Raw genomic sequence first — 20,217 nt, 5'->3', positions numbered from 1 at the left:
AGGTGAAATATGACCAACCCAGCATTGGACGTGGCAACCCGCCTCGATCGCTACTACGAGCAAGTCCATTCTGTGATTCTCAGTCGGCAAAACCCAATTTCGGGCTTGCTGCCTGCGAGTACCGCTATCAACGCCCACGGCGACTACACCGATGCTTGGGTCAGAGACAATGTGTATAGCATTTTGGCGGTTTGGGGGTTGGCGCTTGCCTACCGGAAACGAGACGACCAGCGCGGGCGCGCCTACGAGCTAGAACACAGCGTGATCAAACTGATGCGTGGGCTATTGTTTGCCATGATGCGACAAGCGAGCAAAGTTGAGCAATTTAAACATAATCAAGCCCCTTTAGATGCGCTGCATGCTAAGTACGATACTGAAACCGGCTCAACGGTTGTGGGGGATAGCCAGTGGGGACATTTGCAGCTAGATGCCACATCTGTGTTTCTTTTAATGTTGGCACAGATGACTAGTTCTGGGTTGTCAATCATATATGCAAACGACGAGATTAATTTTATTCAAAACCTTGTCTATTACATTGGCAGAACCTATCGCACACCAGATTATGGAATTTGGGAACGGGGTAACAAAATTAATCATGGCAATCCTGAACTTAACGGCAGTTCTGTTGGGATGGCGAAAGCAGCGCTAGAAGCACTAAATGGCTTAAATCTCTACGGGGTGCATGGCGATCTTTCTTCTGTGATTCATGTGCTGCCCGATGAAATTGCGCGCTGCCGAGTGACGTTAGATTCTTTGCTGCCCCGCGAGTCAAGTTCTAAAGAAGTTGATGCGGCGCTGTTGAGTGCGATCGGGTTTCCAGCCTTTGCGATCGAAGATACTCAGCTTGTTGATCGCACCCGCAATAAAATCATAAACCTACTCCAAGGCAAGTATGGTTGCAAGCGATTTCTGCGCGATGGGCACCAAGCCGTTTTAGAGGACGGCACTCGGTTGCATTACGAGCCGTGGGAGTTGAAACAGTTTGAGCATATTGAGTGTGAATGGCCGCTCTTTTTTACGTACTTGGCGTTGGATGGGATTTTTCGCGGCGATCGCGCTCAAGCGCAACACTATCTCGATCGGCTTGCCCAGATCACGGTGCATCGTGATGGACTTGATTTGCTCCCCGAATTGTATTACGTGCCGGAAAGTGCGATCGCAGCCGAAAAAGCAATTCCTCACTCGCAGCCGCGCCTTCCCAACGACAACCTTCCCCTCGTGTGGGCGCAGAGTCTCTACATTCTCGCGCAACTCCTGCACGAAGATTTTATCTCGGTCGGCGATATCGATCCCTGCGGGCGACATCTGCAAATGGGGCAGCGACGAAAAGCCACCATTCAAGTTGTGCTAATTGCAGAAGATGAAGCGTTGCAAGCCCGACTTGCCGCCAATAATGTAGAAACGCAAACGCTAGAGCAAGTTGCGCCGATTCAAGTTCGCCATGCTAGAGAACTCGCTGCCGCCTACACCCAAATTGGGCGAAATGACAAACTAGCGCTAACCGGGCGACCCCACCGACGAATGCGAAGTTTAACCACATCTCGCGTCTATAAAGTTCGGGGCGAGACCCTCGTCTTTCTGCCATCATTCCTAGAACCAGAGCGGTTTTACCTGACGTTAGACTATCACTTTTTAGTCTCTAATATCAAAAGCGAGATGGCGCACATCCATCGCCACTGGCAGTATTTGGGCAGACCCACCGTAACGCTGCTGCTCACAAAAGACATGTTGGAACTGGGTCGAGAAGCCCTGCTCAATTTAGTTCAAGAATTGCAAGAAGGGCGCTGCGGGGAGATCCCCGTCCAGCTTGGGCAGATCCGGCAATTTATGCTCACTGCCAGCACCGAGCGGATTGATTTCCTCCACAATTTCCAGTTTGAGTCAACCTCGGTTGCCGAAGTTGGAGGCTCAAAATTCCATCTCGCTTTTGACCCCCAAACGACGCAGCCGCTCAACTTTATGCAAGAGTTTCGGCTAGACTATGAAGCGGATCTACCGCTCTTGATCGAGACCTTGCGGGAGTCAAAAAACCTGTATGAACAGGTCGAGATTCTCAGCACTCTTGTGCGCCTGAAGGGAATGGACTTTGCGGTAGAACTGGCTGAGGCTGTCACCGTACGCGAGTTGCTAAATGAAGTCTACACGAGAGCCAGCAAAGGCAATGCAGCACGGGTGGCGTCGCGCAGCGCGGAAGGGTCGCCCTATTGGAGTATTGTGCGGCGAGTAGCAGGATTGCTCGATAAGGTGGATGTGGGTCTGTCGGATGCGGTAACCGATATTCTCGTGCGCCAAAAACAGATTGCTGTGGGTCGTGCTTATAGCGAAGATTCGCTGATTGTGCAGCCTGTGCCGCATACGGAGGTGCTAGAGAAAATTCGCAACTTTTGCCGAGAAGACATTGGCGATCGCGTCCTGACTCAAGAGATTCTCGTGTATCTCAGTCTTCTCATTAAAGCCGAACCCGAGTTATTCAAAGGCTTGCTCACGTTACGGGTCGGCTACTTGATTCTCTTGATGACAAGCGATCTGGCGCGCGAGTTAGACGTAACTCAAGACGAAGCCTACGAGCGGCTGATGCGGTTAAGCCCATTTGAAATTAAAACTCGGTTACATGAAATTTTAGTGGGCTATGCTGATTTGAATCGAGCGTTATTCAAACAAGAATCGCTAAAAGTAAAACTTCCCGATCGCGGCATTGATTGGGTTGTGGTGCTTGATGAACACACTGAAGTTGAACCTGCCCAGCAAAACTGGCGTCGTAAACGACAATTAGACGGAGCCGTTAATCGTGTACCCCAAAATTTCTACCCCAGTGTATGGAAATTGCTTCACCACTGCAAAGGGTTAGTGGTTGGCGATAAGCTTGAACGGCGCAACCGATTAGACAGCGAATCGTTAATCACTGAGATGACGGCAGGAGAAAAGAATTTTGCCTTAAAAGTGGAACACTTGCTCAACAAAATGCAAGCCCCCGAATATCGCCAAATCAATGTTGAGGCGTTAATGGAACTAAGTGCGATCGCATCTCAAAACCCAGACCTGAAGATCGAAGAATACATCGTGTTAGATGTGCTGGTAGGGCATGCCGTTCGCTTGGCTTGGCTCGATCATCATCCCGAACACATCGATCGCTACGATGAATTTAAAGGGTCAGCGTGGCGATCGTTCTATGATACGTCGCCTTACGACTGTACGAGATATGTGGCAAAAGCGCTGCAATTTTTAGCTCAGTTAGGACAAGCCGCCGCTTAAGGTGGAACGCGATCAATCTGGCTTTCGCACTCGCTCTTCGATCTCTTCTAAGGTCTGGATCACCAGCCGTTTTGCCTGAAGGTTCCAACCGCGCTTTTGGAGAAAGATGGCGATCGCGCCGCCCCCAAGAGTGGCAACAAAATCTATAGGTTGCGAAAACGAAATGCCGAGCAGTAGCCCTAATCCTGCGATTCCCCAAAATGGCAGAGCAACGGTTTGGCGCTGGTTTTCTATCAGTTTATTCACTGGGTCGGTTGGCATTTCGGCGAGGAGTTGCTCTTTGACTTGCTTTTGCTCTGCCGTAGATACCGAAAGCCCAATTTTACGCCGCAACTTCTCGATTTTGCGGGCATCGGTGCTATATTGCGTCAATTCATCTTCCGCCATCAGGATCAACCGATCATACTGTCCCATTCATTCACCTCTATACGCTGCTTCTATCGTGTGCTATGCCTCTAATAGTTTACAAGCGAGTGCCACGGCAGATGAGTAAACCACGGTCGTGGGTGGATAGGAGAGGGGGAGAGGTGTGTGGTTAAGCAAGAGAGAACGGTTATAAAACCAAGGAACTAAAGCTAGGGGACTGAACCTAAGAGAAGCAGGTTGTCCCCATCAAGCAGAAAGCTCATCGCCTAGGGAAGATCGGCGCGCTGGGAGACCCGTGCCTAACCCTCTACCCAAACCAGTGAGACGCAATCATGCCTGTGTATTCCGCTTCAGGAAGCTGACAATTGCTCATCTCCTGCTGCTGAAGCATTTCATCAATGCCTTGGCGAACGATCGCTTCGACATAAAGCCACGGATCGGCATACACGGATGCAAGCTCGGCGTCACTATTAGACGCGCGATCGCAGTAGTTCTCCTCATCGACCACCGCATAATGGTTGTGAACTCGCGTCAACACATACGCCACTAGCTTTTGGCGGTTGTCAGGATTGGCAAAAACTTGCTGATGAGGATGACTCGGATACATCTCTAGAACCTGATCGATTTCAGAAACAACGGTTGGTAGTGTTGTATTTACGATGACTTTAGACATTCTCAAACCTCGTGACTTAATATTAAAGACCGTTTGTAATCGTTTCAGAGGATGTCTGGACAGCAGTCATTCATCGCTTCTATGCCCCCTATTTGAAGCGTGACCGAGAAAAGCCCAACGGTGGTGAATAGACTCTCTAGTGTCAAAATAAGAAAAAAGTTTGAGGAACTTGTGAAGATTACGAAATTTATAGATTCCAATTTAGCGCTCTAGCAATTTGATGAGCCAGATCAAGCGGTTCAAACGGTTTAGCGATCGCATCTTTCACTCCTAACTCGGTATAGTGTCGGCGATCGGCGGCTTGTATTTTTGCGGTCAGCAGAAACACTGGAATCGCCTGAGTCATAGGGTTAGCTTGCAGTTTTTGAAAGGTTGCCAATCCATCCATATCGGGCATCATCACATCGAGCAAAATTGCATCTGGCTGTTCAGTTTCGGCTTTCTCAATCCCTTCTCGACCCGAACTTGCCGTGATTACCTCCCAGTTTGCTACCGTTTCTAAACAAATTTTGGCAACTTCCTGAATATATTCTTCATTATCCACTACTAAAATTCGTTTTGTAGCCATGCGTCTTTTTAGCTTAAAATAGCAACTCAATCGTTATCCAAATCGTTATCTAAACCGTTATCTAAATCATGTCTAAACTATTCAACTTCGTGAGTGCTTTAACGCGCTAAACATCGCGTTATCAGCAAGAGGTGACAGCTACAAACTGCCCCTCCAAATTGTCCTCCAAATCGTTTGATTGCCCAGATGGCAACGGGATAGTGAAATAAAAGATGCTGCCTTCGCCAACTACACTCTCGACCCAAATTCGCCCCCCGTGCTGCTCTACAATACTGCGACAAATCGGCAGTCCTAGCCCCGTTCCATCATGGTGGCGAGAATCCGAGGAATCTGCCTGCTGAAAGCGCTCAAAAATCACCTCAAGTTTATCTGCCGGAATGCCGCACCCTTTGTCTTCCACCGTGACCAGCAAAACGCGAGACCGAGGGGAGGCTGGGTCGTCTATTAGGGCGGTCTTCAGCCATACCGTTGTGCCCACAGACGAACACTTGATGGCATTGCTCAACAGATTCGTCAGGGTTTGAATGATGCGATCGCGATCCACCCTCAGGTCTACCGGCAGGCTCGTCACGAGGAGCGTAATCCCTGCTTTTTCTGCCAAAGGCTGCATCAGGGTCACGGCGGCGGCGATCAGATCGAGCAGTTGGCAGGCGACGGTCTCCATCTTTACCTGACCAGATTCGATCCGCTCAATATCTAGAATGTCATTGATCAGATGCACCAAGCGATTTGTGCTTTCCACCGCAATATGGAGGAGGCGTTTACCTCGTTCAGACTCAGCACTGAGTAACCCACTCGCCAGTAGTTTCAAGGAGCCATGAATCGACGTGAGCGGGGTTCGCAGTTCGTGGCTTACTACTGAAACAAACTCATCTTTCATCCGCTCGATCTGCTTGCGATCGCTCACATCTCTGAGATAAACCGTGTAGATGATCGTGTCTTCTGCCTTCAGTTGCGAAATCGACGCCTCCGCCGGAAATTCACTGCCATCTTTACGCCTGCCGTAGATTTCTTGCCGCTCTCCCATTCGGCAAGCCGGCTGCCGCGATCGCCCGAAAGCCTTGACGTGCTGGCGGTGAGCTTGCACAGATGCAACGGGCAACAAGAGGTCGAGCGGTTGCCCCAGTGCTTCGTGGGCAGCGTAGCCAAAAATGTTCTCTGCGCCCTGGTTAAATAGGGTGATGCGCTGCGTCTGATCAGTGCAGATAATCGCATCGTCGGCAATATCGATAATGGTAGCCAAGCGCGCTTGGACAAGCTTGAGGGCGTCTTGGGTTGGGTTTTGGGCAATTCGAGGTTCAACCAGCGATCGCGATCGATGCAACTGAGCGACACGACACGCTAACGTATGGCGCTGCAACCGATTCACAATCCGAGTCACCAGTTCAGACCCCACGATCGGCTTGCTGACAAAATCATCGGCTCCCACGGTAAATACATGATTGATCATCTCAGCATCGTTGTGAACCGTTAGGAAAACAATCGGCAATTCACTCCAACGCGAATCATTCCGAATCGTTTGACACAACTCAGTGCCGCTAAAATATGGCATTTCAACATCTAGAATGAGCAGGTCTGGGGCAACCGATTCTAGGGTTTGCCAAAATTTACGCGGGTCAGCTAGGGTGGTGACTCGTAACCCCCAAGGTTGCAATAGTGTCTGTAACACCGCTAAAGTGTTGGGGTCGTCATCCACGGCAAGCACCTGGGTTTCGGATGGATCGGCTTGGCTGAGGGCACGCAGAACTGAGCCAAAAATTTGTTCTATCGGTAGGGATGGACTCAGCAGCGTGTGTTTGCCGCTTCTAGACAGGTGAATGCGATCGCTAACGTCGGTTTGGTCGGCGAGCAGCAGCACGGGCACAGGAGGCTTACGCTGATTGAGTTCGGCGATCAGAGCGAGGCTCTCGTCTAGCTGGGCAGAACCGCTAGCGTCAACTAGCACAGCATTGGGATGATCGTGATACAGCGTTTTGCGGGCACTGGCGAAGCCTGAAGCTGCGATCGTGGTGATCCCATAGGGGGCGGCAAGGGGTTGGAGTTGCTGAATTAACCCTTCTGGCTGCGCCTCTCGACCGACAATCAGCACTAATGGCGATGGGGGTAGGGGTGCTGAGGTCGCGCCTGCATCCAGGTTGTGGGTGACATGATGATCTACCGCGTGGCGCAACTGGCTGAGCAGTCCCCCAAGCGCTTCCATGTCGCTGCATGTGAGGGGAGTTGTCGATTGCAGCGTTTGCTCTAGGCGACGGGCGATCGCAGAGCCATTGGATAGCCCAAACGTTCCGAGCGATCCGGCTAAGGTATGGGCTTCCCGCACCGCCGCAGCCTTGAGGTCAGCAGTCAGAGTGTCCAGCGTTGCGGCTGCGATCGCTTGTTCTAGCACGGCAACTTGCTCACTGACTCGCCCTCTAAAGCGCTCCCAGACGGCTGCAATTTGCCTTAGCGTTTGCTGTTGCGTTGTCGTTTGAGTTTCACTTTCTTCAACTACGGCTGGAGATAACTTATGAGGTTCTGGTTGCACGAGGGGCTTCAGCCGATAGCCAATGCCATAGACTGTTTCAATTAGATCGGCGTTTGCTCCGGCTGCTTTTAGCTTTTGGCGCAATCCTTTAATGTGCGTCCGCACGGCTTCTGCTCCGGGCATTTCATCGTATGACCAGAGATGTTCAAGAATCATGTCGCAACTAAACACGCGCCGACTATTGCGAAGAAACAGTTCTAGCATTCCATATTCTTTTGGCGTGAGATTGAGGGGCTGATTGGCGTATCTCACATCGCAACTGCTCGGATCAAATTGCAGCGCGCCCCACTCTAAAATCGGTTGCGACAGCGCGCCTCCTCGTCTGAGCAAGGCTCGAATCCGAGCTACAAGCTCTTCGTGATCAAACGGCTTTACCACATAGTCGTCGGCTCCGGCGTCTAACCCTATGGCTTTATCGTGTCCGCTATCTCGCCCGGTCAGCAGTAAAATTGGGGTTGTTAGCCCTTTAGCTCGAACCTGCCGACACAGGGTCATGCCATCTAGGTTGGGCAGGGTTACATCCAGCAAAAGCAGGTCATACTCAAACCGTTCGATCAAGCTCCATGCTGTCTGACCATCGGTTGCGACTTCGATCGCATAGTTTTGACGCACGAGAATAATTGTCAACGCTTCGACAATCAGTTGATCATCTTCGACCACTAAGATTCGCATGATGTCGATGTTCCAACCTAACTAAACCGGCACGGGACGGATCGAGACCCCTTGGCTTTGCTCCATTAACTCTCTTTGTTGGTCTTAAAAGCGCCTTTTATGAGCCTGAGAGGTTTGGCAGAAACTGTCAAATACATTTAATTTTCGTGATCCAATTCTGCAAAACTATCCTATTAAAAACTATCTCGTTATTGCACCACAAATCGCCGCAATAATTTGAAATAGAGCTTTAACCGGATCTAGCAAATAGCAATTCTAGTTGCGCTTTGGTGACTGCAATTTGCTGTTTCTGCGTTGGCTTAATCCTGATTTGAACGGAGACTGCATCGCCTACCAACTGCTGCACCGCCACCACCGAACAGTCAACAGACGCCGCAATAGCTTCGTAGCTAAGGGGCTGTGCAAATCGACTGAGCGATTTTTGCTCTTTAGGGATCATAATCAAATCGGCTGACCACGACTGCGCCATCTCCCTCACTGCCTGCATGGGGTTGTTTACCCCTTGAGCAATACTGGCAGCAACTCCAGATTGCCGCGCGATCGCTTGCCAGGCTCGCAGACAAATCAACGTTTGGTCGTACTCAGAATCAGCAACCCCAGTCAGTTGATCAAACGGCAGGATGTGCAAAAAGCGAACCTCTGCGCCCGTTGCCTTGCCATAAGCGATCGCGGCTGTCAGTAAATATAGCTCCACCGTTGGCACATCAACTACAACTAGAATGCGGTCATACCTCATTAGCTTTGTCTCCCCAAGTTGCTTTGCACTCAGACACTGATCGTGGCGGTGGCGGGCTGTTCAGTTGGGTGAGCATGGGGTTGCTTTTGAACGATCAGCACCGAGCAAGGCGCATGATGCACTACGTAATTGCTGACACTGCCCAAAAAGAGTTCGCTCAACCCGTTGAGACCGCGCCGCCCAATCAAGATCAGATCGGCGTTCCAGGTTTTCGCCAAGGCACAAATGGTGCGTCCCGGTTCGCCCAGGTTTTGCGTAAACTCGGTTGGCACACCTGCGTAGGTGGCTTCTGTTTGCAGCGATCGCAAGATTTCTATCCCAATTTGCTCTTGCTCTTTCCACCGATCCAAGTAAACCTGGGTTGCGATCGTTGGAACGCCAATGTAAGGATCGGTAGGATAGGTCTCGTCAAAGGGAGATAGGACATGCAGCACCATCAGCGAAGCATGGCTTGCTTTTGCCATCGCCAAGGCTGCCTCGAAGACCGAGCGGCTCTCACTAGAGCGATCAATCGCGACTAGAAGTTTCTGAAACATAACAACACCTCAACTCTTGTTTGTGGACTACCGCTCCCTGACTTACAACGGCTTGACTACGGCTCTTCGGCATGAGTACTTCAGCCTTTTGTTGTTCAGCCTTGTGGTCTGTCTGCATCCAGGAAATCTGGGGTTCGTCCGTATCCATTCCCTAGCCTTGTTATAAATCAACAAGTTGAGGAACTTGTGAGGGATACTCTAGCGCAGCGTGCATGAGGACTGATCACTCCCCCAACTTCATTTTCTAACCGCTTCGAGCATCCGCGAAAAGTAGAATCGTGTACTAGTCATCGCCGATCGCTCGATCATCAATCCGCACCCTTCTAGCACCCGGATAATGTCAGCTTCACGATGTTGATAGGCGCGAGTGGTCTTACTCGGTCCAGGAAAAAACTCACCGACTTTCTTTAACAGCGTTAGCAAAAAGGTCTTGGGCGCAAAGCTGAGAACAAGCCGATGTTCTGCCAAGCTTGCCAAGTGCTTGATCATATCCATGGCTTGGTCGCTCGGATAGTGAATCAACACATCCAAACAGACAACCGTATGATAGCTCCCGGTCAACTCCTCTAAATCGCTGACTGAAAAGGTCGGATTATCCCTCAATCCGGCGGCAACTGCCCGTTCTCTTCCTTCACCGACCATTTTCTCTGAAATATCGCTAGAAAAGAGGATCGCCCCATCCTGAGCGAGGGGAATACTCAAGCTGCCCACTCCGCACCCTGCATCACAAATCGTCAGCCCTGAAAGATTGCCATCTGCTCTGAGCCAACCCAGCAAGGTGTCTACGGTTTGCTGATGCCCCGCTCGAATATCAAGCTGAACTTTGTTAACGTCGCCATCACCGTAAATTCGCCGCCAGCGATCGAAGCCCGTTGCGTTGAAATAGTCTCGTACCTCAGTCTTATCGTCCGTCCCGTTCATAAAGGTGGTTATGGTTGCTTTTACCAAGCTTCATGGTAGTACTTGGTGGGTCACGAACCGAAAAAATCGCCCCGCAGGTAACTTACGGAGCGCTGTCTACTGATATGAACACGGATATGAGATTATGAAAACTTTTCCTTGGACATGCCCCAGATGGCACGTAAACATGAGGTTCTGATGAAATTTTCGTGTAGCTTAAACTACTGTACGAACTTCTCAGCTATCCTACGTACAGGCGAAACCCAAGCAACCTCCGCAGATGTCTGAAATCTTTCGGTAAGCTGCTGGTGGCTGTAAAGGAGCTTTTGCTTTGACAAGTCAATCTGAGTATCTTGGGGGCACCTGAACCGTGCCCCGTTTTTTTGTGCAGTTTTTTTGCCCAGGTGGCTAGGCGTATACTCTAAACGGGTTGCACCAAGATTGTAGATTTACCGGGGCGAGGGGGCTGCCTTGCCACATGCTGTCCTATGTTGAAGTGTACGGTACTCGTCTAGGCACTACCGATTTAGGCTAGACAGAATTACATCTGGCACACAGGTTTAGGGCGGCATGAAACACGGCGAGAATTGGGCTTTATCGGGCTTTAAAGCCTAGAATTTTGGCGTGATGCGTTGCCACGTCAGGTGATGAGAGTCAGCATCTATGCCCCATCGGAGGAGATGGGCAGGCTGATGAAGATAGGAACTTGGCAACGCGATCGCGCGCCTGGGAGCCGTGGTGGCTAGTGCGATCGCGGCTTCAACCTCACAAATTTGCCACCGAACTAAGTTTTGCACCCCCACGAGCAGGGGTAGGGTCGTTCCCGAAAGTGTCCCATCTAGCAATCGTGCTGTTCCGTTGATCACCTCTATTTCTCGGTCATCCCAGGGATACCGCCCATCGGGTAAGCCGAGCGGCGCGAGGGCATCGCTGACTAGAAAAATGCCTTCATCGTAGCGGCTGGCTCTTAGCAAAATATCCATCATGATGGTTGAAACATGCTGTCCATCGGCGATCAAACTGCACTGCACGGGTGGGGTTCCCCGGTTATTGTGCCCGGCGCTAATTGCGGCTCCTAGCAATCCGGGTTCTCGGTGATGCAGGCTTGGCATCGCATTAAACGCATGAGTTACGAGGGATGCTCCTTGGGCAAAGGCTTGCTGGGCTTGCGTTGTGGTAGCTTGAGAGTGACCCAGGCTAACGGTAATATCTAGCGATCGCAGATAGGCGATCGCATCTCCGGTCGGGTCAAGTTCTGGGGCAAGGGTTATGACTTTGACCACCGACCCATAATCCCCAAGGACTCGCTTAATTTGCTCAACGCTGAGCGGCAGTAAGTGTTTTTCAGGATGTGCCCCGCGTTTTTGCGGATTGAGAAATGGGCCTTCGAGGTGGACTCCCAAAATTTGGGATGTGGGGTCAGAATAGGCGGCGCTTTTTGTGGGCGGTGCAGCGCCGTTTCGTTTAAGAGTGCACTTGGTGCTGAGGGCGGCGAGCGATCGCTGAATATTCTCAATCGAGGTCGTTACAATGGTTGGCAAAAAGCCATCCACCCCCTGACTCCAGAGAAACTGACAGATCGCATCCAAGCTATGAATATTTTGGAAATTTAAATCAGGAAAAGCTAAACCCAAGGCTCCGTTAATTTGCAAATCGACGCCGCCGAGAGAAACCCAATCGCCTGCAACATCAAGGATGGGCAGATCGGTAGAGCGCACCGTTGAGGCTACGGGGTGGTCGGCGTTTTCTTTGGAGTTGTGCAGCGCCCTAATCACGCCATCTCGAACCCAAATGTCCTGCAATCCTTGGAAATGGGGCACACGAGCATTGATAATCAAAAAACTATCGGTCATCCGCTTTGGGCGTCTCTAGCAACGTATCTTTTCAATTCTATGACTCAACCTTTAATTGGCATTATTATGGGCAGCGATTCGGATCTGCCCACGATGCAAGCCGCGATCGCGGTTTGCGAAGAGTTTGGTATTTGCTGCGAAGTCGAAATCGTCTCGGCTCACCGCACCCCAGAGCGGATGGTAGAGTATGCCAAACAAGCTCACCACCGCCACCTCAAGGTGATTATTGCCGGGGCAGGCGGCGCGGCTCACTTGCCGGGAATGGTGGCAGCGCTGACGCCTTTACCTGTGATTGGGGTTCCGGTGCAGACTCGCCAACTTCAGGGGGTTGATTCTCTTTATTCAATCGTGCAAATGCCCGCTGGAATTCCGGTGGCAACGGTTGCGATCGGCAATGCCAAAAATGCCGGACTGTTAGCCATTCAAATCTTGGGCAGTCACGATTTAGAATTGCTCACAAAAGTTCAACAATATCGTCAAAGGCTGGCTGACATGGTGCGGCAGAAACAGGCAAAACTAGACACCCTCGGCTATAGGCAATATCTCACTGAACTGTAAGCCAGAATTGGTTAGACTGTAACGTTTTCATAACCAATCACAAAATTTCTCAAACCTGAATGGGAGACTGGAGAGAATATTTGATTTGCGTTTTGAGGATTAGGGGAGTAGTGTGAATGACCACCAGGACGATCGAGCGTGTGAACCGGAAACTGTGGTATGCCGCGATCAAGCCACCCATGTACAGCGTTGCTATTATGCCGATTTGGGTCGGTTCTGCGGTTGCATTTGCTGAAACAAAAGCATTCAATTCTTCAATCTTTTTTACGTTTCTCCTGTCAGCAATTTTGATTTTGGCTTGGGAAAATTTTAGCAATGACGTTTTCGACTCTGAAACAGGGGTTGATGTCAATAAAGCCAATTCCCTTGTCAATATCACCCGAAATAAATCCTTGATTTTTTGGATTAGCAATGGTTGCCTAGCCTTGGGTCTTTTGGGAATTAGCGCGATCGCACTCCAACAACAAGATTTGACCGTGATTGGCTTGATTCTGCTGTGTTGTGCCATCGGCTACATCTATCAAGGGCCTCCATTTCGCCTCAGCTATCAGGGGCTTGGCGAACCGTTGTGTTTTTTAGCGTTTGGTCCTTTGGCTTTTGCTGCTGTCTATTACAGCCAGACGAAAGCTTGGTCAAGCACCAATTTTGCCGCTTCGATTGTGGTAGGCATTGTCACGAGTCTGGTGTTATTTTGTTCGCATTTTAACCAAGTCAAAGAAGATGCCGCGATCGGCAAAAAATCTCCTGTGGTGAGGTTGGGAAGCAAGCGGGCGGCAGCGTTGCTCCCGTGGATCTGTGGCAGCATTTATGCCCTGGTTGGTGTGGGCGTGCTGCTCAAAATTTTTCCGTTTTGGGCGTTGTTGTCGATGTTGAGTTTGCCTGTGGCAAGGCGGCTTTGTCATGTGATTGGAACGCAGTATGATCAACCTCACAAGCTGACGTTGTGTCGGTTGATTGCTGTTGAACTGCACTTTTGGAGCGGCTTGCTGTTGGGGTTGGGCTTTTTTCTGCCTTGGGTGTAATGCGGTTTGAGTTTCGTCCTTACAGCCGTGCCTTCAACCCGCCTTTGCTCACCTGCCATGGGGTGTGGCGCATCCGCAGGGGAATTATTGTGCGGTTGAGCGATGAATCTGGGGTTGGCTTTGGCGAGATTGCGCCGCTCGACTGGTTTGGCTCAGAGCGTGTTGAAGACGCGATCGCATTTTGCCAATCTCTACCTTCACAGATCGATCGCTCCCTGATTCGGGCTATTCCGGCTGATCTACCGGCATGTCAGTTTGGGTTTGAGAGTGCCTTGCCTTCGGTTTCGCGTTTGGAAACGCCGAGGATGAGTGCCCTCTTGCCGCCGGGAGAACGGGCGTGTCAGGGTTGGGAGACGCTTTGGCAGCAAGGATACCGCACGTTTAAATGGAAAATTGGAGTCAATGCCATTGGCGATGAGCTAAAAACGCTAAAACAATTAGCAGAATGGCTGCCTAACAACGCCAAATTAAGATTAGATGCTAACGCTGGACTGACTGTAGAGCAAGCGCATCAGTGGCTTGAGGCTGGCGATACTTACAATATTGAATTTATAGAACAGCCGCTTCCGGTGGATCAATTTGAAACTATGGTGGCGTTGAGCCAGCAATATGCGACCACGATCGCGCTTGATGAATCGGTGGCAACGCTGCGTCAATTGCAAACCTGTTACGACCATGGGTGGCGAGGAATTTTTGTGATCAAACCTGCGATCGCGGGTTCTCCGGCTCGATTGCGGCAGTTTTGCCAGCAGCATTCTATTGATGCGGTGTTTTCGTCGGTGTTTGAAACTGCGATCGCGCGGGAGGCAGGCTTAAACCTAGCCGCAGAATTGTCCTGCGGCGATCGTGCCGTTGGATATGGCACAACACACTGGTTTACTGACTTGGTAACAGAAAATTTTGAGGAACTATGGCAACGCCTCTCACCTTGCTAGAACAACGTGCTCAAGAACCTTGGCTCATACATGATGATGCTAAAGCGTTGCTCTATCTCGCTAAGCAGCGCTATCAAGACCTTCTGCGCTATTCCACTCCAACAATTTTTCTGGCTGAATCAAACCCCCTTCAGTTTCTAGCCGGATTCATCGCTGCTTGTTCGGTTCCATCTCGTGTGTTTCTCTGCAATCCCCAGTGGGGTGAAACTGAATGGCAACAGGTGTTTCGGCTGGCAAGACCAACCTTGATCTGGAGCGATCGGGCAATAGGGGATAGAACCGATGGCACGGAGATAGCCAATGAGCGTTCGGATGAGTGTTCTACGGCTCTGATTATGATTGCAACGGGTGGAACGTCTGGAACCCTTCGCTTTGCAATGCATACTTGGGAAACCTTGAGCGCCTCTGTGCAAGGGTTTCGGGACTATTTTGAATGTGACGACGTTCACTCATTTTGCGTTTTGCCGCTCCATCATGTGAGCGGATTGATGCAATTTATGCGATCGCTGCTCTCCGGTGGGCGTCTGATCCTTTGTCCTTGGAAATCTCTCGAAGCCAATGCTCACCTTGGGGTAAAGGATTTTTTTATCTCGTTGGTTCCGACTCAACTTCAGCGATTGCTTCCCCATTCATCGGCTTGGTTATCGCAGTTTCGAGCCATTTTATTGGGGGGGGCACCTGCTTGGGATGATCTGCTCGAAGAGGCGCGATCGCGGCATCTTCCTTTGGCTCCTACCTATGGCATGACCGAAACTGCATCTCAGATCGCGACGCTTAAGCCAGAGGATTTTTTAAACGGTCAACGGGGCTGTGGTCGGGTGCTTCCCCATGCCCACATTACTAGTTTGAATCATAAAATTTCTATTCAGGCTAAATCTTTGATGTTAGGTTACTATCCAACACTAAATCAGTCTGTGAATTATGAACCAGATGATTTAGGATACATTGATCATCAAGGATTTTTACATATTTTGGGACGGGAAAGTAGCAAAATTATTACCGGTGGCGAGAACGCTTTTCCGCCAGAAATAGAATCAGCAATTCGATCGACAGGATTAGTGCGAGAGGTGGCAGTTTTGGGAATTAGCGATCGCGCTTGGGGGCAAACGATCGCGGCGGTTTATGTTCCTCAACCTGGCGTTTCTAGCGATCGCATTCAACAAGCGTTAGTTGGAAAACTAGTCGGCTACAAACATCCAAAACACTGGATTGCGGTCGAGCATCTGCCTCACAATGCCCAAGGCAAGCTGAGTCGAGTCCAATTACAGCACATTGCTGCCCTGAGTGCGTCTAAAACGCGGTTATGCCCCTAACTCTGCGTTTGTTAAGGATGGCTCAACCCCTTGCGATCGCGCGCATAGCCTTGGGTTGAGAAAAAATGGTTGATAAAGAAGTTCGTAAAATGAGGGACTGGCTACAAATCCCATACTACACTTGTATTATATTTCTGTTCTCGTTCCTCTGTTCTCAACAATTAGGAGAAGAAGCAATGCCTACATTAACGCGAACCAGCACCACAGAAATGGAAGTTACCAGCATCCGTCTGGATAGAGACCTCAAAGAGCACCTCAAAACGCTTTCTGGAAATCAAGGGTATCAAGCGTTGATTCGAGATATTCTATGGAACTATGTGCATCAGCGATCGGGCGATTCTACCCTCCAACTGTCGCCTACCGATATTCGAGCCACGATCGCCGCCACTGCCCAACGCGACGAACGCTGCACCATCACCGGAGGGCTGATTCGATCGGGCGAAGAAATGCTGCTGGGATTCACGATCGAGGGTAACCTGATTCCGCTCGCGTTGGGCAGTTTGGGGTAGAGAGACAGTGGGCAGGGGATAAAGGTACGAAGTAAGGAAGGTTTGTTTTTGCCTAAATTTTGTTCCCAATTCCCTGTGCCCTGATATGATGAAAAACGTACGCGGATGTGGCGGAATTGGTAGACGCGCCAGATTTAGGTTCTGGTTTCGCAAGAAGTGAAGGTTCAAGTCCTTTCATCCGCATAAACTTGAGTTCCCTGAGTTTTTAGAGAACCACTGTTGAATTAACAGATTATCCAATTAACAGATTATCTAAGGTGAGCGTTGGGGTTGGCAGGATTGCCTTTGCCGTAGCGGTTGCCTTTGTTGGCGGGGAGACGATCGCACTTGTTTAAGCTTACAATCTTGCAACCTTATGCTGAACTGAGTAGAGTGCGATCGCTGCATTGAAGGTGCGATCGCGGCATTCAATTTACACAACCCCAGAAAAGTACACATTAATAAAGTCTCATTCCTGAATCCCGCTCTTCCCTAGCTGTCTTAGGGCGATTGGTTTACCATAGAGCCTGATTCATTTTCTTGGGAGAGGGTTGGGCGTTGAGCAATCGAGAACTCGAAGAAAAAGCGTGGGATTCTCTAGAAAAATCGATTATTTATCATCAAGGGCAGCCGGTTGGCACGATCGCTGCCTCTGACCCAGATATTGCTGCTCTCAATTACGATCAGTGTTTTGTTCGAGACTTTATTTCTTCAGGGCTGTTATTTCTAATTCGTGGCAAGGCAGATATTGTTCGCAATTTTCTAGAAGCGACTCTGAAATTGCAGCCGAAAACCACACAGCTTGACTGTTTGAAACCCAGCCGTGGTTTGATGCCTGCCAGTTTCAAGATCCAGTCCTTTAATGGGCACGAATATCTTAAAGCTGACTTTGGCGATCATGCGATTGGGCGCGTTGCCCCAGCCGATGCGTGCTTGTGGTGGATCATTTTATTACGGGCATACGTCATTTCAACCGAAGATAAAGCGCTTGTGCAGCGAGATGATTTTCAAGAAGGGATTCGCCTCATTCTTGAACTGTGCCTCGTGAATCGGTTTGATATGTACCCGATGATGCTGGTTCCCGATGGAGCCACCATGATCGACCGCCGCATGGGATTGTATGGGCACCCGATCGAGATTCAATCTCTGTTCTTTTCTGCGTTGCGTGCCAGTCTTGATCTGCTGCTGCCAAACCCGCAAAATGAACCCATGCTGCGAGCGATTCAGAGCCGCCTGAGACCTTTGCGAATGCAGCTACGGGATAACTACTGGCTAGACTCAGAGCGCCTGAATGTGATTTATCGCTATCGAGTTGAGGAATATGGCGAAGAAGTTCTCAATCAATTTAACCTCTACTCCGATTCGATTCCGTTTTACTGGCTGGCAAAATGGCTTCCTGAAGCTGGCGGCTATTTGGCAGGCAACTTAGGACCCTCTCAATTGGATTGCCGCTTTTTTGCTTTAGGAAATTTGATGGCAATTATGGGATCGCTGACCGATGAGTCGCAGTCTCAGCGCATTCTGAATCTAATTGAGCTTCGATGGAGCGATCTGGTGGGGCAGATGCCGATGAAAGTGTGCTATCCCGCTTTGGAAGATAAGGAATGGCGAACTATTACTGGAGCCGATCCCAAAAATCGCCCTTGGTCATATCACAATGGTGGAAGTTGGCCTGTGCTGCTGTGGATGCTGGCAGCCGCGGCTCGAAAGATGGAGCGGGCAGAATTGGCATATCATGCGATCGCAGTGGCAGAGCGGCGGTTGCTGGCAGATCAATGGCCGGAATATTATGACGGTCCCGATGGTCGGTTGATCGGCAAAGAGGCAAGAAAAAACCAAACCTGGACGATCGCAGGATATCTACTCGCCAAAGAATTTATTGCTGACTCTCGGCACTTAAAACTCGTCACATTTGAAGGCGAAATATAGGCTTGGGGTGCTCAAATATTTGCTGATAACTGCTGCTGTGGTTCTGACTTCAGGCAGAGAACAAAACTAGAAATGTAGCTAGAAGTATTCCTTCTGTTGGATGTGTTGACTAGAGTATTTAGATACATTAGATACAGTTAAACAAAGCGCAGATTCATCTGCCAAACCAAACATTTAAGGAGTAAATCATGAGTTTAGAAGAAAAAGCTAAAGCTGCTGCTAAAAACGTTGAAGGCAAGGCACAAGAAGCGATGGGCAATGTAACTGGCGATCAGGGTGACAAAATGGCAGGACAAGCTAAGCAAACTGAAGCAGAAGCCCGTAACGCAAAAGAAGATGCAAAAGATGGCGTGAAAGATGTGATCGACAAAGCATAGTCTTCAAGGTTTCGCTTTAGCGACCCCTAAGCACAACTCGCAATTCGTAGTTAGCAATTTGTAGTCGATTTTACGTACAAAGCGCTGCTGCGAATTGCAGTTTTTTATAGGCTAATTTTATAGATTATTTAATAACGTATTTAAGGCTTTCGCAGCGGCAGAACGGCGTATTTTTGCGTCAGCAAGGGTTTGATTGAGCGCGATCGCATGATCGTAGCTGGCGATCGCCTTTTGATGCTGACCCAACCGGCTCAACGCCACCCCACGGCTATACCATGCTCTGTCATGATTTGGGTTGATTGCCAACGCCCGATCATAACTCGCGATCGCATCATTACTCTTGCCGAGATGGACTAAGGCTCGCCCGCGTCGATACCAGGTTTCGTCCGAATCAGGGTTGATGGTCAATGCCTCGTCAAAGCTCGCGATCGCATCTTGATGCCGCCCTATTTTTTTCAACGCCACGCCGCGATTGCTCCACGCCTCAGCAAAGTTAGGCTTTACCGCGATCGCTTTGTCATACTGCGCGATCGCGTCTTCATATTGCCCTCGCCGATGGAAACTGCCGCCAAAGTTATACCACGCTTCATAAAAATCAGGTTTGAGCTTGACTGCCCGCCGAAAGTCCTCAGAGGCTTCGTCGTAGCGGCAGAGCGCATCTAAGGTATTGGCTCGGTTATACCAGACCTCATGAGCATCCGGGTTTAGCTCTAGCGCCTGGTTATAGCTCGTTAGCGCTTTGTCGTCAAATCCCAATTTGTGCAGGGCGTTGGCTTGGTTATACCACACCTCATATAGTGTTGGGCGCACTTCTAACACGCGCTCATAGCTGAGCAAGGCTTCTTCATAGCGTTCTAACCGGTAGAGCAAGTTGCCCAGGTTGTAGTGCGCGGCTGAAAAATGAGGACGGGAGGATAAGGCGCGGGTGTAGCTCGCGATCGCATCGTCGTAGCGCTGAAAATGGGCTAAAACAATACCCCGGTTATACCAGGCTCTTGCATAATCGGGCTTAAGTTTCAGGGTTTCTTCGTAGCTTTGCAGGGCTTCGTAGTTGGCATTTAGCCGCATCAGGGCGTTGGCTCGGTTGTACCATGCCTTATAATTTCGTGGAAAAATTTTAATGGCGCGATCGTAGCTGGCAATGGCTGCCTCATAGCGCTCCAACTGCGCCAATGCCATGCCCTGAGTGTTCCACGCCGGAGCATAGTCTGGCTTGAGGGCGATCGCGGCTTGAAAACTCTCGATCGCTTCTTCGTAGCGCCGAAGCTCGTGCAGGGCTTTGCCGCATTCATACCAGGCTTCGGAAAAAGTTGAGTCCCGCTCTAACGCTTTTTGAAACAGCGCGATCGCATCGTCGTAGATTCCAGCTTTTGCCAGTCGGACGCCTTGCTGAAGAAATTGTTGGGCGGGTGAATCTACGGGTTGATGCATGGTGGACACAAGAAAACGATAGGAACGAGGGTGAGCAACGAGAATGCAAGTCCCTCGCTCCTATTCATATTTCCTTGTCTGCCC

Annotated in this window: 17 protein-coding genes and 1 tRNA gene; 9 read left to right on the top strand and 9 right to left on the bottom strand. The window is 50.1% G+C overall.

The window, feature by feature from the left end; all coding sequences use genetic code 11:
• The first annotated feature begins 9 nt into the window (after window positions 1–9).
• Window positions 10–3,252: a glycoside hydrolase family 15 protein gene (locus tag GS601_RS02255; protein WP_162421633.1), complete on the top strand. Its 3,243-nt coding sequence runs from the start codon at window positions 10–12 to the stop codon at window positions 3,250–3,252.
• 12 nt (window positions 3,253–3,264) lie between these two features.
• On the opposite strand, the gene GS601_RS02250 is transcribed toward GS601_RS02255, so the two are convergent.
• The 8 genes from GS601_RS02250 to GS601_RS02215 all read right to left on the bottom strand — a co-directional run bounded on the left by GS601_RS02250 (window position 3,265) and on the right by GS601_RS02215 (window position 12,080).
• On the bottom strand, window positions 3,265–3,666 hold the full coding sequence (locus tag GS601_RS02250; RefSeq protein ID WP_162421632.1) for a hypothetical protein: 402 nt from the start codon (window positions 3,664–3,666) through the stop codon (window positions 3,265–3,267).
• 259 nt (window positions 3,667–3,925) lie between these two features.
• Window positions 3,926–4,291: a hypothetical protein gene (locus tag GS601_RS02245; RefSeq protein WP_162421631.1), complete on the bottom strand. Its 366-nt coding sequence runs from the start codon at window positions 4,289–4,291 to the stop codon at window positions 3,926–3,928.
• 187 nt (window positions 4,292–4,478) lie between these two features.
• The gene (locus GS601_RS02240) at window positions 4,479–4,859 is read right to left on the bottom strand and encodes a response regulator (protein WP_162421630.1); all 381 of its coding nucleotides are present in this window, start codon (window positions 4,857–4,859) and stop codon (window positions 4,479–4,481) included.
• Window positions 4,860–4,980: 121 nt separating this feature from the next.
• Window positions 4,981–8,055, bottom strand: a complete 3,075-nt coding sequence (locus GS601_RS02235; protein WP_162421629.1) for a response regulator — start codon at window positions 8,053–8,055, stop codon at window positions 4,981–4,983.
• Window positions 8,056–8,284: 229 nt separating this feature from the next.
• The gene (locus GS601_RS02230) at window positions 8,285–8,791 is read right to left on the bottom strand and encodes a universal stress protein (protein WP_162421628.1); all 507 of its coding nucleotides are present in this window, start codon (window positions 8,789–8,791) and stop codon (window positions 8,285–8,287) included.
• 29 nt (window positions 8,792–8,820) lie between these two features.
• Window positions 8,821–9,327 carry a universal stress protein gene (locus tag GS601_RS02225; RefSeq protein WP_162421627.1) on the bottom strand — a complete coding sequence of 169 codons (507 nt, stop codon included), beginning with the start codon at window positions 9,325–9,327 and terminating at the stop codon, window positions 8,821–8,823.
• A 237-nt stretch (window positions 9,328–9,564) separates the two neighbouring features.
• Window positions 9,565–10,248, bottom strand: coding sequence for a magnesium protoporphyrin IX methyltransferase (bchM, locus tag GS601_RS02220; protein WP_162421626.1), 684 nt, complete (start codon window positions 10,246–10,248; stop codon window positions 9,565–9,567).
• Between the two features lie 590 nt (window positions 10,249–10,838).
• On the bottom strand, window positions 10,839–12,080 hold the full coding sequence (locus GS601_RS02215; RefSeq protein WP_162421625.1) for an N-acetylglucosamine-6-phosphate deacetylase: 1,242 nt from the start codon (window positions 12,078–12,080) through the stop codon (window positions 10,839–10,841).
• Between the two features lie 39 nt (window positions 12,081–12,119).
• Here GS601_RS02215 and purE point away from each other — a divergent pair, with 39 nt between their 5' ends.
• From purE to GS601_RS02175, 8 genes are all read left to right on the top strand, one after another.
• Window positions 12,120–12,638 (top strand): 5-(carboxyamino)imidazole ribonucleotide mutase, encoded by a 519-nt coding sequence (gene purE / locus GS601_RS02210; protein WP_162421624.1) that lies wholly within the window; start codon window positions 12,120–12,122, stop codon window positions 12,636–12,638.
• Between the two features lie 116 nt (window positions 12,639–12,754).
• The gene (gene menA / locus GS601_RS02205; RefSeq protein ID WP_162421623.1) at window positions 12,755–13,660 is read left to right on the top strand and encodes a 2-carboxy-1,4-naphthoquinone phytyltransferase; all 906 of its coding nucleotides are present in this window, start codon (window positions 12,755–12,757) and stop codon (window positions 13,658–13,660) included.
• Window positions 13,612–14,595 carry an o-succinylbenzoate synthase gene (locus GS601_RS02200; RefSeq protein WP_238392904.1) on the top strand — a complete coding sequence of 328 codons (984 nt, stop codon included), beginning with the start codon at window positions 13,612–13,614 and terminating at the stop codon, window positions 14,593–14,595. The genes menA and GS601_RS02200 overlap by 49 nt, the downstream gene beginning before the upstream one ends.
• Window positions 14,571–15,908, top strand: coding sequence for a 2-succinylbenzoate--CoA ligase (locus tag GS601_RS02195; protein ID WP_162421622.1), 1,338 nt, complete (start codon window positions 14,571–14,573; stop codon window positions 15,906–15,908). The genes GS601_RS02200 and GS601_RS02195 overlap by 25 nt, the downstream gene beginning before the upstream one ends.
• Window positions 15,909–16,084: 176 nt before the next feature.
• Window positions 16,085–16,417 (top strand): BrnA antitoxin family protein, encoded by a 333-nt coding sequence (locus GS601_RS02190; RefSeq protein ID WP_162421621.1) that lies wholly within the window; start codon window positions 16,085–16,087, stop codon window positions 16,415–16,417.
• A gap of 101 nt (window positions 16,418–16,518) precedes the next feature.
• Window positions 16,519–16,600 (top strand) — tRNA-Leu (locus GS601_RS02185).
• 354 nt (window positions 16,601–16,954) lie between these two features.
• Window positions 16,955–18,325 (top strand): glycoside hydrolase 100 family protein, encoded by a 1,371-nt coding sequence (locus GS601_RS02180; RefSeq protein WP_162421620.1) that lies wholly within the window; start codon window positions 16,955–16,957, stop codon window positions 18,323–18,325.
• A gap of 188 nt (window positions 18,326–18,513) precedes the next feature.
• Window positions 18,514–18,702, top strand: coding sequence for a CsbD family protein (locus GS601_RS02175; RefSeq protein WP_162421619.1), 189 nt, complete (start codon window positions 18,514–18,516; stop codon window positions 18,700–18,702).
• 117 nt (window positions 18,703–18,819) lie between these two features.
• On the opposite strand, the gene GS601_RS02170 is transcribed toward GS601_RS02175, so the two are convergent.
• Complete coding sequence (locus tag GS601_RS02170) at window positions 18,820–20,133, bottom strand: tetratricopeptide repeat protein (protein WP_162421618.1); 1,314 nt, start codon at window positions 20,131–20,133, stop codon at window positions 18,820–18,822.
• Window positions 20,134–20,217 lie beyond the last annotated feature (84 nt).

Origin of the sequence: Myxacorys almedinensis A (assembly GCF_010091945.1) — a bacterium.
Taxonomy (GTDB): domain Bacteria; phylum Cyanobacteriota; class Cyanobacteriia; order Leptolyngbyales; family Leptolyngbyaceae; genus Myxacorys; species Myxacorys almedinensis.
The sequence above is the reverse complement of the archived record's forward strand: the minus strand, read 5'-3'. Positions and strand labels throughout refer to the sequence as shown.

Coding starts and splice junctions, on each gene's coding strand:
- GS601_RS02235 (WP_162421629.1), bottom strand. CDS start 8,055: ATGCGAATCTTAGTGGTCGAAGATGATCAACTGATTGTCGAAGCGTTG.
- purE (WP_162421624.1), top strand. CDS start 12,120: ATGACTCAACCTTTAATTGGCATTATTATGGGCAGCGATTCGGATCTG.
- menA (WP_162421623.1), top strand. CDS start 12,755: ATGACCACCAGGACGATCGAGCGTGTGAACCGGAAACTGTGGTATGCC.
- GS601_RS02240 (WP_162421630.1), bottom strand. CDS start 4,859: ATGGCTACAAAACGAATTTTAGTAGTGGATAATGAAGAATATATTCAG.
- GS601_RS02175 (WP_162421619.1), top strand. CDS start 18,514: ATGAGTTTAGAAGAAAAAGCTAAAGCTGCTGCTAAAAACGTTGAAGGC.
- GS601_RS02195 (WP_162421622.1), top strand. CDS start 14,571: ATGGCAACGCCTCTCACCTTGCTAGAACAACGTGCTCAAGAACCTTGG.
- GS601_RS02225 (WP_162421627.1), bottom strand. CDS start 9,327: ATGTTTCAGAAACTTCTAGTCGCGATTGATCGCTCTAGTGAGAGCCGC.
- GS601_RS02250 (WP_162421632.1), bottom strand. CDS start 3,666: ATGGGACAGTATGATCGGTTGATCCTGATGGCGGAAGATGAATTGACG.
- GS601_RS02230 (WP_162421628.1), bottom strand. CDS start 8,791: ATGAGGTATGACCGCATTCTAGTTGTAGTTGATGTGCCAACGGTGGAG.
- GS601_RS02170 (WP_162421618.1), bottom strand. CDS start 20,133: ATGCATCAACCCGTAGATTCACCCGCCCAACAATTTCTTCAGCAAGGC.
- GS601_RS02245 (WP_162421631.1), bottom strand. CDS start 4,291: ATGTCTAAAGTCATCGTAAATACAACACTACCAACCGTTGTTTCTGAA.
- GS601_RS02215 (WP_162421625.1), bottom strand. CDS start 12,080: ATGACCGATAGTTTTTTGATTATCAATGCTCGTGTGCCCCATTTCCAA.
- bchM (WP_162421626.1), bottom strand. CDS start 10,248: ATGAACGGGACGGACGATAAGACTGAGGTACGAGACTATTTCAACGCA.
- GS601_RS02190 (WP_162421621.1), top strand. CDS start 16,085: ATGCCTACATTAACGCGAACCAGCACCACAGAAATGGAAGTTACCAGC.
- GS601_RS02255 (WP_162421633.1), top strand. CDS start 10: ATGACCAACCCAGCATTGGACGTGGCAACCCGCCTCGATCGCTACTAC.